Genomic DNA, 15,631 nt, shown 5'->3' with positions numbered 1-15,631 from the left:
GCGGAGGTGCGTGAACGGCGGTTGATCGGATAGCAAGGGCTTATGGCGGTCCTCGTCGCGCTCGGCGCGTTCCTGATGACGCTGGCCGGCGGCTGGACGGCACAGCGGGTGACCGACCGCCGTCATCTGGTCCTGGGCCTGGCCGGCGGCCTGATGCTCGGCGTGGTCGGCCTCGATCTGCTGCCGGAGGCGCTGCGTGCGGCGGGCGAGGAGGTCTTCGGCGTACCGGCCGCGCTGCTGCTCTTCGTGGCCGGGTTCCTCCTCGCCCATCTGGTGGAACGTCTGCTGGCGGCACGCCAGGCGGCGCACGGCGGCGAGGAGAAGGAGGGCCGGGCGCCCGAGGTGGGCCTGACGGCGGCTGCCGCGATGGTCGGCCACAGCGTGATGGACGGTGTGGCGATCGGTGCGGCCTTTCAGGTCGGCGGCGGAATGGGCCTGGCCGTGGCCCTCGCGGTGATCGCCCACGACTTCGCGGACGGCTTCAACACGTACACGATCACGAGCCTGTACGGGAACGACCGCCGCAAGGCGATCATGATGCTCGTCGCCGACGCGCTGGCCCCCGTGGTCGGCGCCGCCTCGACGCTCTTCGTCACCATCCCGGAGCAACTGCTCGGCTGCTATCTCGGCCTCTTCGGCGGCGTACTCCTCTATCTCGCGGCCGCCGAGATCCTCCCCGAGGCACACCACGAACACCCCGCCCGCTCGACCCTGCTCTGCACGGTCGCGGGCGCGGGCTTCATCTGGCTGGTGGTGGGCCTCGCGGGCTGAGGAACCGCTTGTCATAGTTTCCCGCCGCGTCCGCTCTCGCGCCGCGCGGGCGCGATGAGCGTGGAGAGGTAGGGCAGCGGTCCGTCGTCGAGTTCGGCCGCGGGCCGGATCGACTCGTTCTCCAGGCCGAGCGCGGACCCCCATACGGCGTCGTCGAGCCGCCCGGTCTCGCGCAGCGCCTCGGCCACCTCCGCGGCCTGCCGCCCGAACTTGTACGCGACGACGGTGCCCGGCCCGTTGAGGGCGTCCTTGAGGACAGCGGCCCCGGCCGTCACCGGTACGAGGGTGAGCGGTTCGGTCCCCTCGGTGAGTACGGCCCCCGACCGCGCGGCGAGATCCTGCATGGCGGTGATACCGGGCACGGTCTCGACGACGGTCCCCGGCACCAGCTCCGCGATGGTCTGCGCGAGATAGGTGAAGGTGGAGTACACGTTGGGATCGCCGATGGTGGCGAAGGCGACGACGGCGTGCGCGCCCAGCAGTCCGGCCACCCGCTCCCCGGCCGCATCCCAGGCGGCCTCCCGCCGCCCCCGGTCGGTCCGCTCGTTCAGCGCGAACACGACCCGTACGACCTTCTCCTCGGGCACGTAGTGCAGGACGGTGGCCTCGGCCCGCCCCCGCTCGCCCCCATCTTTTCCATCAGACGCAGCCATCACGGGTACGACGACGACCTCGGCGGCGCGCAGGGCGTTGACGCCCTTGACGGTCACCAGCTCCGGGTCACCGGGCCCGACCCCGACTCCGATCAGCTTGCTGCTCATGACGGCAGGCACCTCTCCACGAACCGACGGGCGACACCGGGCTCGGACGCCCAGTGCGTGTGCAGATAACTCGCGTGCACACCGTGTTGTACGAAACCTTCGACCCGCTTCCGAGGCGCTCGCACACCCCAGGCGGGAGCCGCCCCGGCGCCGGGCTCGACGACGGTCCGATGGAACTCGTGCCCCCGCATCCGTGTCCCGGCCACGGCCAGCACACTGTCCGAGACGGCGACGGCGTCCCGGTATCCCAGGGTCAGCCGCTCGTCCATACGGGCCTTCGCGTCGATGACCCCGCACATCGGCTGCCCGTCGAGCTCACGCGACAGATACAGCAGCCCGGCACACTCGGCGGCGACCGGCGCCCCACTCTCAGCGAGCGCCGCAACAGCCGTCCGCAAGGTCTCATTGGCGGACAACTCGGGCGCGAACACCTCGGGAAACCCACCCCCGATGACCAACCCGCCCGTCCCTTCGGGCAGTCGCTCATCGCGGAGAGGGTCAAAGGTGACAACTTCGGCTCCGGCGGCGCTGAGCAACTCGGTGTGTTCGGCGTAAGAGAAGGTGAAGGCAGGTCCCCCGGCCAGGGCAACGATTTTCAGCCCGTCCGGCGTTTGAGGACGAGGCCGTTCAGGCCGATACGGGGGTCTGGGAGCAGAGCCCCCAGTGACGGGAACGGGCAGGGGCGGAGGGGGCGAAACACCCACAACCTCAGCCGCATCCCAAGCCGCACCCGACAACGCAGGCGCACTACGCGCCAACGCAAGCAGCGCCCCGAGATCACAGCCTTCGCGCACCTGCGAAGCCATGGCGGCGACAGCCTCAACCGCTTCCACCCGCCGCTCGGCAACAGGCACCAGCCCAAGATGCCGAGAAGGCGTCTCCACCTGAGGAGCCCGCCGCAGAACCCCGAGCACAGGCACCCCCGACTCGTCGAGAGCCTCCCTCAGCATGCCCTCGTGCCGAACGGACCCCACCTTGTTGAGAATCACCCCGGCCACCCGCACCTCGGGATCCCACGAAGCGAACCCGTGCACAAGCGCCGCCACGGACCGGGACTGCGACGAAGCGTCGACAACCAGCACCACTGGCGCCCGAAGCAACTTCGCCACATGAGCCGTGGAGGCCAACTCCCCTTCTCCCGCGGCCCCGTCGTACAGCCCCATCACACCCTCGACAACAGCGAGATCGCACCCCCGGGCCCCGTGCCCGAACAACGGCGCGACCAACTCCGCCCCACACAGGTACGCGTCGAGATTCCGCCCCACACGCCCGGTGGCGAGCGCGTGATACCCGGGATCGATGTAGTCGGGCCCCACCTTGTGCGGGGACACGGCAAGGCCCCGCGAGGCGAACGCGGCCATCAGCCCCGTGGCAACGGTGGTCTTACCGCTGCCCGAGGAAGGCGCGGCAATGACCAGCCGAGGAACGGAAATCACCACTCGATGCCCCTCTGGCCCTTCTGGCCGACGTCCATCGGATGCTTGACCTTGGACATGTCGGTCACCAGATCGGCGAGTTCCACCAGCTTCTCGGGAGCGTTGCGCCCGGTGATCACCACATGCTGGGTCCCGGGCCGGTCCCGCAGCACACCCACCACCTCGTCGACATCGATCCAGCCCCAGTGCATGGGGTAGGCGAACTCATCGAGCACGTACAGCTGGTACGTCTCGGCGGCCAGGTCCCTCTTGACCTGCTCCCACCCCTCGCGGGCCTTCTCCTCGTTGTCCATCTGGGAGTCGCGCTGCACCCAGGACCAGCCCTCGCCCATCTTGTGCCAGTCGACGGTCCCGCCCTCACCGCTGGCGCCGAGCACCCGCAGCGCGTTCTCCTCGCCGACCTTCCACTTCGCCGACTTGACGAACTGGAACACGCCGATGGGCCAGCCCTGATTCCAGGCGCGCAGCGCAAGCCCGAACGCGGCTGTGGACTTGCCCTTCCCCACGCCCGTGTGCACCACGACAAGCGGCCGGTTCCGCCGCTGCCGTGTCGTCAGCCCGTCCTCCGGTACGACACTCGGCTGCCCCTGCGGCACTACGCGGCCCTCCTGTTGTTGCCCTGCACGTCCCTGACCAGACCGGCGATGGAGTCGGCCCGCAACTCGTCCAGGGTCACCGCGGTACCCGCCAGCTCCACGGCGAGCTGCCCGGCGAGACCCAGCCGAACGGCCCCCGCCTCGCAGTCCACGACCACGGAGGCGACCGAGTCGGCCGCGAACAGCCGCGCCGCACGCCCGGCGAGCGCCACCGGCTCCGGACCTCCGGTGGCCCGCCCGTCCGTCACCAGGACGACCAACGGCCGCCGCGCGGCATCCCGCAGCCGCTCGACCCGCAGCACGTCATGCGCCTTGAGCAAGCCCGCCGCGAGCGGCGTCCGGCCACCCGTCGGCAGGGACTCCAGCCGTGCCGCCGCCGCGTCCACCGAGGAGGTGGGCGGCAACGCGAGCTCGGCCGCGGACCCGCGGAAGGTCACGAGCCCGACCTTGTCCCGCCGCTGATAAGCGTCGAGCAGCAGTGACAGCACCGCACCCTTCACGGCACTCATCCGCTGCCGCGCCGCCATCGACCCGGAGGCGTCCACCACGAAGAGCACGAGGTTCCCCTCACGCCCCTCCCGGGTGGCCTGCCGCAGATCGTCCCGCCGTACGACCAGGCCGCGCCCCGACCGCCCGCGCGCCAGCTGATGCGGCGCCGCCGCCTGCACGGTCGCCGCCAGGTGCAGCTTGGTGAGTGCCCCTCGGGGCCGCCGGGATCCGGTCGTCCGCCCATGCTCGGTCCGCGCCCGCGAGCGCCGCCCGGCGGCACCTTCCCCGAGCCCCGGCACACTCAGCACCTTGGTTCGAAAGGGCTCGGCGGCCCGTACGGGGGACTGCTCGCCGCCGCCCTGAGGCTGTCCACCCTCACCGGGCTCGGCCTGGGCAGGAGCGTCACCCGGCGCGGAACCGTCCTCGGGCCCGTCCTGCGGAGGCGGTCCGCCGCCACCGGGCCCGTCCGGATCCGGGTCGGGGTCGTCGTCGGATCCCCCGAACTCCTCCAGCGTCTCGTCGAGCTTGTCCTCGTCAAGTCCCGGCGCGTCGAAGGGATTCCGCCGCCGCCGGTGCGGCAGCGCGAGCAGCGCCGCCTGCCGTACGTCCTCCGGGAGCACCTCGGTGCGCCCGGCCCACGCGGCCAGCGCGGTCGCCGTCCGCGCCATCACGATGTCGGCGCGCATACCGTCCACCTCGAAGGCCGCGCAGGTCGCCGCGATCTGCCGCAGCGCCCCGTCCCCGAGACGCACGGACGGCAACAGCTCACGCGCCGCCACGATCCGCGCCCGTACGGCGGACTCCTCGTCCGCCCACCGCGCCGCGAAGCCGTCCGGATCGTCGTCGTACGCGAGCCTCCTGCGCACCACCTCGACCCGCTGGTCGGGCTCCCGCGAGGCGGCCACCTCGACGGTCAGCCCGAAGCGGTCGAGCAACTGCGGCCGCAGTTCCCCCTCTTCGGGGTTCATGGTGCCGACGAGCAGAAAACGGGCGGCATGCCGTACGGAGACGCCCTCGCGCTCGACGTAGGAGGCACCCATCGCGGCCGCGTCGAGCAGCAGGTCGACCAGATGGTCGTGGAGCAGGTTGACCTCGTCGACGTAGAGAATCCCGCGGTGCGCGTCGGCCAGCAGCCCCGGCTCGAAGGCCTTCACGCCCTCCGCGAGGGCCCGTTCGATGTCGAGGGCGCCCACGAGCCGGTCCTCGGAGGCGCCGACGGGCAGTTCGACCATCCGGGCCGGACGCTTCGTACCGGGACCGACCTCGTGCGGCCCGTCAGGGCAGGCGGGATCGGGAGAGGCCGGCGCGCACGAGAACCGGCACCCGGCGACGACGTCCACCTCGGGGATGAGCACCGAAAGGGCGCGTACCGCAGTGGACTTGGCGGTGCCCTTCTCGCCGCGTACGAGCACACCGCCCACCGCGGGCGACACGGCGTTCAGCAGCAGCGCGAGCCGCAGGTCGTCCTGGCCGACAACGGCCGTGAACGGAAAGGGAGTACTCACTTGTCGTCGCCCTCCAAGTCGCCTTCGAGCTCCAGATAGGTGGCGCGCAGCCGCTCCAGCGTCTCCGCGTCGGGTTCGGCCCACAGCCCGCGGTCCGCCGCCTCCAGCAACCGCTCGGTGATCCCGCGCAGCGCCCAGGGATTGGACTTCTTCATGAAGTCCCGGTTCTCGGGGTCGAAGACGTACTCCGCGCTGAGCTTCTCGTACATCCAGTCGTCCACGACCCCGGCCGTCGCGTCGTACCCGAAGAGGTAGTCGACGGTCGCCGCCATCTCGAAGGCACCCTTGTAGCCGTGCCGCCGCATCGCCGCCATCCAGCGGGGGTTGACCACCCGGGCGCGGAACACCCGGTGCGTCTCCTCGCCCAGCGTGCGGGTCTTCACCTGGTCGGGCGTGGCGGAGTCGCCGACGTAGGCCTCGGGGCTGGTGCCCGTCAGATGGCGGACCATGGCGACCATGCCGCCGTGGTACTGGAAGTAGTCGTCCGCGTCGACGAGGTCGTGCTCGCGGGTGTCGACGTTCTTGGCGGCGACAGCGATGCGCTTGAACGCGGTCTCCATGTCGCCGCGCGCGGCCCGCCCGTCGAGCCCGCGCCCGTAGGCGTAGCCGCCCCACACCGCGTACACCTCGGCGAGGTCGGCGTCCGAGCGCCAGTTCCGCGCGTCGATGAGCGGCAGCAGCCCGGCCCCGTACGCGCCCGGCTTCGAGCCGAAGATACGAGCCGTCGCACGCCGCCGGTCGCCGTGCTCGGCGGTGTCCTCGTCGGCGTGCTTGCGCACGTAGTTGCCCTCGGCGGGCTCGTCCAGCTCGGCCACCGCGCGCACCGCGTCGTCGATGAGACCGACCACGTGCGGGAACGCGTCCCGGAAGAACCCGGAGATTCGGACGGTGACGTCGATGCGCGGCCGGCCCAGCTCCTCCAGGCCCACGATCTCGAAGCCGGTCACGCGGCGCGAGGCGTCGTCCCACACCGGGCGGCAGCCGAGCAGCGCGAGGATCTCCGCGATGTCGTCGCCCTGGGTGCGCATGGCGGAGGTGCCCCAGACGGTCAGGCCGACGGACGTCGGGTATGCGCCGGTGTCGCTCAGGTACCGCTGGATCAGTGAGTCCGCCAGCGCCTGGCCGACCTCCCAACTCAGCCTGGACGGGATCGCCTTGGGGTCGACGGAGTAGAAGTTGCGGCCGGTCGGAAGGACGTTGACGAGTCCGCGGGTCGGGGACCCGGAGGGGCCCGCCGGGACGAATCCGCCGTCAAGTGCCTTGAGGATGTGGTCGATCTCGTCCGTCGTCTTGGCGAGCCGGGGGACGACCTCGTCGCAGGCGAACGTCAACACCGCGACGGCGTCCGGCAGTTCGACGCCCACGACCTCGCGCACGAGAGCGGGGACGGCCGCCGCATCCCAGCCGCGCTCCTCCATGCCCTCCGCGAACCGGCGGCACAGCTGCTCAAGAAGGTCGATGGCGTCGGCGCCGGTCCGGGCGGGCCCGTCGACGAGATCCGTCAGCTCCACCGACACCTTCACCGGTGCACCGGGCTCGCCGAGCAACTCCTTCTCCACCAGGCCGAAATGCTCGGCGAGGCAGGCCCGCAGACCGGGAAGTGCGTTCGCCTTGCCGCCCCACACCTGCGAGGCACGCAGCACGGCCAGTACGAGGTTCACCCGCGGTTCGGCCTCCGGGCCGCCGCCGAGGATGTGCAGGCCGTCCCTGATCTGCACGTCCTTGATCTCGCACAGATAGCCGTCGATGTGCATGACGAACGAGTCGAAGGCGTCGTCGTCCGGCTGGTCGTCGACATGCAGGTCGTGGTGCAGCTCGGCCGCCTTGACCAGCGTCCAGATCTGCGCGCGCACGGCCGGGGCCTTCGTCGGGTCCAGGTCGGACACGAGCGCGTACTCGTCGAGGAGCTGCTCCAGCTTCGCCAGATCGCCGTACGTGTCGGCGCGCGCCATCGGCGGTACGAGGTGGTCGACGACCGTGGCGTGCCCGCGCCGCTTGGCCTGGGTGCCCTCGCCGGGGTCGTTGACGATGAAGGGGTAGATGAGAGGGAGTTCACCGAGCACGGCGTCGGGCGCGCAGCCGCCGCTGAGGCCAAGTCCCTTGCCGGGCAGCCATTCCATCGTGCCGTGCTTGCCCATGTGGACGACCGCGTCGGCGCCGAACGAGTTCTCCAGCCACCGGTACGCCGCCATGTAGTGGTGCGAGGGCGGCATGTCCGGGTCGTGGTAGATCGCGATCGGGTTCTCGCCGAAGCCACGCGGCGGCTGGATCATCACGACGACGTTCCCGAACTGGAGGGAGGCCAGCACGATGTCGTCGCCGTCGATGTACAGGTTGCCCGGCGGCTCGCCCCAGGCCTCCAGCATGCCGTTGCGCAGCTCGGGGTCGAGCTTGTCGAACCATGCCTGGTAGTCGGCGAGCGGCACGCGTGCGGGGGCCGAGGCGAGCTGTTCCTCGGTCAGCCACTCGACGTCGTGGCCGCCCGCCGCGATGAGGCGGTGGATCAACTCGTCGCCGTTGTCCGGGTATTCGGTCAGGGCGTAACCGGCGCCGCGCAGCGCGTCCAGCACCCGCACCGCCGAGGCGGGCGTGTCGAGCCCCACCGCGTTGCCGACCCGGGAGTGCTTGGTCGGGTAGGCGGTGAAGACGAGCGCGAGCTTCTTGTCCTTGTTCGGCTTGTGCTTCAACCGGGCGTGGCGCACGGCGATTCCGGCGACGCGCGCGGCCCGCTCAGGGTTGGCGACGTACACCGGGACGTCGTCAGGGCCCTGCTCCTTGAAGGAGAACGGCACGGTGATGAGCCGCCCGTCGAACTCCGGGATCGCGACCTGCATCGCCGCGTCCATGGGGGAGAGGGCGGCGTCCGAGGCCTCCCAGGCGGCATGCGAGGAGGTGAGGCAGAGTCCTTGCAGCACAGGGATGTCGAGGTCGGCGAGCGCCCCGATGTCCCAGGCCTCCTCATCACCGCCCGCGGAGGCCTGCGAGGCGTGGGTGCCGCCGGCCGCGAGCACGGTGGCGACCAGCGTGTCGGCCCTGGCGAGGATCTCGTACAGTCCCGCGTCGGCGTCACGCAGCGAACCGCAGTACACGGGAAGGGCGTTGGCCCCCCGCGCCTCGATCGCGTCGCACAGCGTGTCGACGAAGGCGGTGTTGCCGGACAGCTCGTGCGCCCGGTAGAAGAGCACGCCGATCGTCGGCCGGCCCTCGACGAACGTACGCTCGCCGCTCACGCCGAACTCGGCCATCTTGCGCGGCTCTTCGAATCCCTCGCCGGTGAGCAGCACGGTGTCGGAGAGGAAGCGGGCCAGCTCGGTCAGGTTCTCCGGGCCGCCCTCGACGAGATAGCGCAGCGCCTCGGCGACCACACCGGCGGGCACGGACGACTCGGCCATCAACTCCGCGTCGGGGACGGCCTCCCCGCCGAGCAGCACGGTCGGAATGCCGGACGACTTGAGGAAGGCGAGCCCGTCCTCCCAGGCCCGCTTCCCGCCAAGGAGCCGTACGACGGCGACGTCCGCGCCCCTGACCAGCTCGGGGAGTTCGGTGGTGACGTCCACCCGGGTCGGATTGCCGATCCGGTACGCGGCGCCGGAGGCCCGGGCCGCCAGCAGATCCGTGTCGGCGGTCGACAACAACAACACTGTGCTCATGCGGGCGCTCCCGGTGGAATGAAAGGCAGTCCTGACGGCGCGCCCGACTCGATGAGCCGCCACAGCGCGTCCGTATCCGCGTGTTCCTCGATCAGATCGCCGAGCAGGTCCAACTGTTTCTCGCGCAGCGCCGCGAACGACGTGTCGGCGGCCGGTACGAAGCGGCGCCCCGCGGCGGCCGCCACCTCGCGTAGAAAGGCACGCCGGAACCCGTCCGACTCCAGCGAGCCGTGCCAGTGCGTGCCCCAGACCTCACCGACCCGGCACCCGTCCAAGAAGGCTTCCCCGCCGGTGACTTGGGCAACGCCGTGATGAATCTCGTACCCCTCGACATGCTCGCCGAGCGCCTCGCCCACGGGCCGCGTGAGCGTCTTCTCCCGCGCGAACCGCACCCGTACAGGTAGCAGCCCGAGCCCGTCGACATGACCGGCTCGCGACTCGACCTCGTCCTCGATGTGCTCGCCGAGGAGCTGGAAGCCGCCGCAGATACCGAGCACGGGCCGTCCCTCGGCCGCGCGTCGCGCGATCGCGTCGGCGAGCCCGCGCTCCCGCAGCCACTCCAGTGCCTTCACCGTCCCCCGGGTGCCGGGTACGACGACGAGGTCCGCGTCGGCCAGTTCCTCGGCCCGGTCCACGAAGCGCACGACGACACCCGGCTCGGCCGCCAGCGCGTCCACGTCCGTGAAGTTGGACATCAGGGGGACCGCGCAGACGGCGACGCGCAGCACGTCCTCGCCGACGGGCGCGACGACCACGGACTCCCGCACTGCCCCCCTCAGCGAGACCGCCATCCCGTCCTCCTCGTCGATCCCGAGGCCGTGCCGGAAGGGCAGCACGCCGTAACTGCGCCGCCCGGTGAGCCCGTGGAGCATGTCGAGCCCCGGCTCCAGCAGGGAGACATCCCCGCGGAACTTGTTCACCAGGAACCCGGCGACGAGCTCCTGGTCCTCGCGCGACAGCAGCGCGACGGTCCCGAAGAAGGACGCGAAGACGCCCCCACGATCGATGTCGCCCACGACCAGCACGGGCAGTCGCGCGTTCCGCGCGATCCCCATGTTCACGATGTCCGTCCGCCGCAGATTGATCTCGGCAGGACTCCCCGCCCCCTCGCAGATCACCGCGTCATACGTGCCCCGCAACTCGGCGAGGCACTCCAGCACGGTCCCTAGCAGCGCCTCCTGCCGCCCGCCGTGGTAGCCGCGCGCACTCATCTCACCCACGGGCTTCCCCATGAGCACGACCTGACTGCTCCGGTCACTCCCCGGCTTCAGCAGTACGGGATTCATGAGCGCGGTCGGCTCCACGCGCGCGGCCTGCGCCTGCATCGCCTGGGCCCGCCCGATCTCGGCGCCCTCCCGCGTCACGAACGAGTTCAGCGACATGTTCTGTGCCTTGAAGGGCGCCACCTTGACGCCCTGCCGCACCAGCCACCGGCAGATCCCGGCGGTCACGACACTCTTGCCCGCGTCGGAGGTGGTCCCGGCGACCAGCAGCCCGCCGCTCACGAGGCACGCCCCTTCATGAGGAGCCGTCCGGCAGCACACACACCCAGCGCGAGCCAGCTCACGCGCCGCGACAGCCGTACGGCCCGCTCGATGTCACCGACCGCGACGGCGCGCCCCCCGCCGTTCAGAACGGGCCGGTGCTCGACCCGTCCGCCGTACGCGAGGGTCCCGCCCAGCCGTACCCCGAGCGCCCCCGCGAACGAGGCCTCCACCGGCCCGGCGTTCGGGCTCGGATGCTTGCAGGCGTCCACCCGCCACGCGCGTACGGCGCCCCGCGGATCGCCTCCGGCAGCGCCGGCGAGGGCAGCGGTGAGCCGCGCCCCCGGCCAGCCCGCGACATCGTCGAGCCGCGCGGAGGCCCAGCCGTAGCGCCGGTACTTGGCTGACTTGTGCCCGACCATGGCGTCGAGCGTGTTCACGGCCCGAAACCCGACAAGCCCGGGCACACCACCAACGGCCCCCCACACGAGGGCCCCCACCACGGCGTCGGAGGTGTTCTCGGCGACGGACTCGACGACGGCCCGCGCGATCCCGTCCGCGTCGAGCGCCTGCGGATCCCGCCCGCACAGATGCGGCAGCCGCTCCCGGGCCAGCTCGACATCGCCGGCTTCCAGCGCGCTGCCGATCGCCCGGGCCTCTCGGCCGAGCGAGGTCCCCCCGACGACGGCCCAAGTGGCGGCGGCGGTCAGCGCGAGGGAGGCGGTACGTGATCCCCGTACGGAATGACTCGCGAGCGCCGCGAGCACGGTGGCACCGCCCGCACACACGGCCGTGTGCAGCGCGCCCCACCCGCGGTCGTCCCGCCACAGCACCTGCTCCACGGCTCCCGCGGCCCGCCCGAACGCGGCGACCGGATGCCCGTGGCGGGGATCGCCGAGCAGTAGATCACCGAGGAGGCCGGCGGCGGCGCCGTACGCGAAGACGCGATCGGCACGCACCGGTTCAGCCGACCGTCAGGTCGGGCACAACCGTCGTTCGCAAGGCACCTGGGCAGCCGCGCATGGCGATATGTCCTCACTCAGGGTGTCCACGCCCTGGTTCGAAGAGACCGACGGTGGGAGTTCCTGGCTTCCGGGGACTACCTTCCCCGGTGACAGTGGCGGGACCGCGCCGGATTCGCACCGGCTTCCTCTCGTGCCGTCGTACTTGGCTCCGGCAGTCCACCACGGCGTTGGAAGACCCGTCAACTTGCTGTTGACCTGCGGAGGGAGAGTGTGCGAAGGCCCACATACGGGTGGGGCGTGGGACGTTGACACATCCCACGCCCCACCCGAGGCGATGCCTTGCTTGTGCGGTTCGGTCCCGGAATGGCCGTCAGGCGACGATCAGATAGATCCCGTACGCCACCGCCGCCGCGCAGGCGGCGAAGCAGGCGTACGCGCCGGTGACCGCGAGAGCGGCGGAGCCGCCCTGTGCCGAGGCCGACTCGCGCCTGGAGAGGCCGACGATGCCCAGGGTGAAGAGGCCGACGAGGGCCACGGTGGTCACGAGGCTGACTCCGAAGACGGAGCCGAGGGCTGCCCAGTCGATGTGCATGCTGTTCGTTCCTTACACCGTGGCCGGAGAGGTGGGCTCCGCGTCCGGGGACGGGATGGTGGCCTTCAGTTCGCCGGTCAGCTCGCCGGTGAGCGGACCCGCGGGCGGCGGGGTGACCGCGGCGATCGCCACGGTGACGACGCCCGAGGGCTCGGCGGTGACCTCGTTGACGTTGTCGATGGTCACCGGCTGGCGGCGTGACAGCTTCCAGATGGTGCCCGCGCCGGCCACCAGGAGTGCGCCCGTCAGGACGATGCCCCAGGTGCCCTGCTTGGTGAGGAACTCCGCGCCCGCGCCGACCAGGCCGGCCGCCGGGAGCGTGAGGCCCCAGGCGATGAACATGCGGCGCGCGGTCGACCAGCGGACGACACCGCCCTTGCGGCCGAGACCGGAGCCCATCACGGCGCCGGAGCAGGACTGCGTGGTGGAGAGCGAGAAGCCCAGGTGGGAGGAGGCCAGGATGACCGTGGCCGCGCTGGTCTGGGCGGCGAAGCCCTGCGGCGGCGCGAGGTCGGTGAGGCCCTTGCCCATCGTGCGGATGATGCGCCAGCCGCCCAGGTAGGTGCCGAGCGCGATGGCCATACCGGCCGAGACGATGACCCAGGTGGGTGGGTTCGAGTCCGGCGCGATCACACCGCCGGTGACCAGCGCGAGGGTGATGATGCCCATCGTCTTCTGCGCGTCGTTCGTGCCGTGGGCCAGCGAGACGAGGCCCGCCGAGGCGATCTGCCCGGCGCGGTAGCCCTTGGCCGTCGCCTTCTCGTCGGCGCGGCTGCCGATCCTGTACGTCAGCCGGGTGGCCAGCATCGCGGCGAGTCCGGCCACGACGGGCGCGGCGATCGCGGGAAGCAGCACCTTGGTGACGACGGTCGAGCCGTTCACCGACGACCAGCCGGCCGACATGACCGCGGCGCCGATGAGGCCGCCGAAGAGTGCGTGGGAGGAACTGGAGGGCAGACCCAGAAGCCAGGTCAGCAGATTCCAGAGGATGGCGCCGACGAGCGCCGCGAAGATCACTTCGGTGCGGATGCCCTCTTCGTTGATGATCCCGCCGGAGATCGTCTTGGCGACCTCCACGGAGAGGAACGCACCGACGAGATTCAGCACGGCGGACATGGCCACCGCCGTCTTGGGTCTGAGAGCACCGGTCGAAATGGTCGTAGCCATCGCATTGGCGGTGTCGTGGAAACCGTTCGTGAAATCGAACACGAGAGCGGTAACGATCACGATTCCGAGGAGGAGCGTGATGTGTTCCATTTACCCAGGCTTCTCTTTGACGTCAGTGGCACGAGGACCGTAGGCAACCTGGGTGAACGGAAGATGAACTTGGGCGGGCTTTCGAGTGTCTCTACGGCGAGCGCTCCTCCAATTGTGCTGGAGGGGCGGCTCTGGCCCGGTCCGATGTCTCGAACACAGGCGGAATGCTGGGTTCCGATAGTTCCACTAGGTCCTGTCGGCCTAGCCCTTCGCGAGCTTCTTGAGCTGGGTCGTGGATCCGTTGAAGAGATTCTGGTCGCCCGGCAGGCTGCCGCTGTTGTCGTACTGCCAGAAGGTCCAGAAGGACCAGCCGGCCGGCAGGGTGCCCGCGGTCGCCGAGTCGTAGCGCGCGAGCCACAAGGAGTGGTTCGCGCCGAAGGCGCTGCTGCTGCCGGTGCAGGTGTTCCACCAGTGCGTGGTCGTGTAGATCACCGGACGGCGTCCGGTCTGCCGCTTGACCTCGTCACTGAAGGCCTTGATCCAGCTCACCATCCTGGCTTTGGTCAGGCCGTAGCACTTGTTCGTGCCGTACGGGTTGTACTCGATGTCGAGCGCGGGCGGCAGCGTCCAGCCGTCCGCCCGCCACGCACCGCCGTTGCGCACGAAATGTGCGGCCTGGGCGGTGCCGGACGACTTGTTCGGCAGGGCGAAGTGGTAGGCGCCGCGGATGATGCCCGCGTTGCGTGCCCCGTTGTACTGCTGGCTGAAGTACGGGTTGCGGTAGGTGTGGGACTCGGTCGCCTTGACGTAGACGAACTGTGCGCTCTTCGCCTTGGCGCTCTGCCAGTCGACGTTCTTCTGGTGCGAGGAGACGTCGTGCCCCTTGGGCTTGCCGGCCGCGGAGGCCGGAACCTCGGCGAGAGCGGTCCCCCCGACGGTGAGTGCTGTGACGGTGGCCGCGACGACGCGGGCGCGATGGCGGGACGGTCTGTTACCACGGGCCATATTTCCCCCGGAATGGCGACGTGCGTGACAAAACCCCCAGAGGCTACTGGAAGATCATCGAAAACTCGTCGATCTCCGGCCAATTGCCCTCAGGGGGCGATGTATGCCCCTATGCGATCTTACGGACGAAGGGATTCCGCCCTAAAGTGCCCTCGCCGCCGCCGTGTTGACTCCGGGGCCTGGCAGGATCGCGGCATGGCTGAGCAGCGGCGGGACGCACGGGGCGATCGGGGCGGACGGGAGGGCGCGCAGGTGGCGCGTGAGCGGCACGCTCCGGACGCCCGGGGCGCGGAGGAGCGGGCGTGGGACGAGCTCGTCGCCACGGCGCGGCGCACGGTGGCCGAGGGGCTGGTCGTCGGTACCTCGGGCAACGTCTCGGTACGCGTCGGGGACACCGTCCTGGTCACACCGACGGGGGTGCCCTACGACAGGCTGACGCCCGGCGACGCCGTGGGGGTCGACCTCGACGGGCGGCAGGTGCGCGGTTCGCTCCTTCCGACTAGTGAACTGCCCATGCACCTCGCCGTCTACCGCACCACCGACGCACGCGCCGTCGTCCACACCCACGCCCCGCACGCGACGGCCGTCTCGACGCTCGTCCCCGAACTCCCCCTGATCCACTACATGGCGGGCGACCTGGGCGGCCCGGTCCGTGTTGCCCCCTATGCGACCTACGGCACCCCAGAGTTGGCCGAGAACATGCGCCAGGCCCTCACCCACCGCACGGCCTGCCTCCTCCAGAACCACGGCACGATCGCCTACGGCACGTCCCTCGGCCAGGCCTACGACCGCACCGCCCAGCTGGAATGGATGTGCCAGGTCTGGCTGACCGCCTCCTCCGTACCCGGCCTGTCACCCACGCTCCTGACACGAGAGCAGGTGGAGGAGGCGGGGGACCGGCTGAGGGGGTACGGGCAACGGGAGTAGGGGGTGGGGGCTGCGCTCCTGGGGTGCGGAGTTCCTTGTCGGGCGGCCGGTGGGCTGCGCCCGGGGGCGGGCGGGCGAGGCGGTCGGCGACGCGGGTCCGCGGGCCCGCGGGTCGGCGGGTGCGCGGGCTGGCGGGCGGGTCGGCAGGGCAGCGGGTCGGCGGGCGGGTCGGCAGGGCAGCGGGTCGGCGCGGCGGGTCGACAGGTCGGCGGGCCAGTAGGTGGGCAGGCCAGCGGGCCTGTAGGTCGCTGGG

12 protein-coding genes and 1 riboswitch are annotated in these 15,631 nt (G+C 71.0%); of the genes, 2 read left to right on the top strand and 10 right to left on the bottom strand.

The genetic code is table 11. From position 1 onward, the window contains the following. Positions 1-42 precede the first annotated feature (42 nt). Complete coding sequence (locus tag ACFWP7_RS25540; protein WP_384385189.1) at positions 43-771, top strand: ZIP family metal transporter; 729 nt, start codon at positions 43-45, stop codon at positions 769-771. A gap of 11 nt (positions 772-782) precedes the next feature. Here the strand turns inward: ACFWP7_RS25540 and cobI are convergent, their stop codons facing one another. The 10 genes from cobI to ACFWP7_RS25490 form a co-directional block, all read right to left on the bottom strand. Next, positions 783-1,532 carry a precorrin-2 C(20)-methyltransferase gene (cobI, locus tag ACFWP7_RS25535; protein ID WP_384385186.1) on the bottom strand — a complete coding sequence of 250 codons (750 nt, stop codon included), beginning with the start codon at positions 1,530-1,532 and terminating at the stop codon, positions 783-785. Next, complete coding sequence (locus ACFWP7_RS25530; RefSeq protein ID WP_384385183.1) at positions 1,529-2,971, bottom strand: cobyrinate a,c-diamide synthase; 1,443 nt, start codon at positions 2,969-2,971, stop codon at positions 1,529-1,531. Before ACFWP7_RS25530 ends, cobI begins: the two co-directional genes overlap by 4 nt. Then, complete coding sequence (gene cobO, locus ACFWP7_RS25525; RefSeq protein WP_384385181.1) at positions 2,965-3,564, bottom strand: cob(I)yrinic acid a,c-diamide adenosyltransferase; 600 nt, start codon at positions 3,562-3,564, stop codon at positions 2,965-2,967. Before cobO ends, ACFWP7_RS25530 begins: the two co-directional genes overlap by 7 nt. Next, on the bottom strand, positions 3,564-5,558 hold the full coding sequence (locus ACFWP7_RS25520; protein ID WP_384385178.1) for a putative cobaltochelatase: 1,995 nt from the start codon (positions 5,556-5,558) through the stop codon (positions 3,564-3,566). Before ACFWP7_RS25520 ends, cobO begins: the two co-directional genes overlap by 1 nt. Beyond that, a complete protein-coding gene (gene cobN, locus ACFWP7_RS25515) occupies positions 5,555-9,208 on the bottom strand; it encodes a cobaltochelatase subunit CobN (RefSeq protein ID WP_384385176.1) in 3,654 nt (1,217 codons plus the stop codon). The genes ACFWP7_RS25520 and cobN overlap by 4 nt, the downstream gene beginning before the upstream one ends. Further along, complete coding sequence (locus ACFWP7_RS25510) at positions 9,205-10,713, bottom strand: cobyric acid synthase (RefSeq protein ID WP_384385173.1); 1,509 nt, start codon at positions 10,711-10,713, stop codon at positions 9,205-9,207. Before ACFWP7_RS25510 ends, cobN begins: the two co-directional genes overlap by 4 nt. Further along, entirely contained in the window at positions 10,710-11,651 is a 942-nt protein-coding gene (locus ACFWP7_RS25505; RefSeq protein WP_384385170.1) for a cobalamin biosynthesis protein, read from the bottom strand. The genes ACFWP7_RS25510 and ACFWP7_RS25505 overlap by 4 nt, the downstream gene beginning before the upstream one ends. A 100-nt stretch (positions 11,652-11,751) precedes the next feature. Next, positions 11,752-11,893: riboswitch (cobalamin riboswitch) on the bottom strand. Between the two features lie 134 nt (positions 11,894-12,027). Next, on the bottom strand, positions 12,028-12,249 hold the full coding sequence (locus ACFWP7_RS25500) for a hypothetical protein (RefSeq protein ID WP_365428332.1): 222 nt from the start codon (positions 12,247-12,249) through the stop codon (positions 12,028-12,030). 12 nt (positions 12,250-12,261) lie between these two features. Then, positions 12,262-13,506, bottom strand: a complete 1,245-nt coding sequence (locus ACFWP7_RS25495; protein ID WP_384385167.1) for an anion permease — start codon at positions 13,504-13,506, stop codon at positions 12,262-12,264. Positions 13,507-13,707: 201 nt separating this feature from the next. Then, a complete protein-coding gene (locus ACFWP7_RS25490; protein WP_384385164.1) occupies positions 13,708-14,451 on the bottom strand; it encodes a lysozyme in 744 nt (247 codons plus the stop codon). Positions 14,452-14,646: 195 nt separating this feature from the next. Here ACFWP7_RS25490 and ACFWP7_RS25485 point away from each other — a divergent pair, with 195 nt between their 5' ends. Beyond that, complete coding sequence (locus tag ACFWP7_RS25485) at positions 14,647-15,378, top strand: class II aldolase/adducin family protein (protein ID WP_384385162.1); 732 nt, start codon at positions 14,647-14,649, stop codon at positions 15,376-15,378. Positions 15,379-15,631 lie beyond the last annotated feature (253 nt).

This window comes from Streptomyces sp. NPDC058470, from assembly GCF_042721055.1.
In the GTDB taxonomy this organism is placed as follows: Bacteria; Actinomycetota; Actinomycetes; order Streptomycetales; family Streptomycetaceae; genus Streptomyces.
The sequence above is the reverse complement of the archived record's forward strand: the minus strand, read 5'-3'. Positions and strand labels throughout refer to the sequence as shown.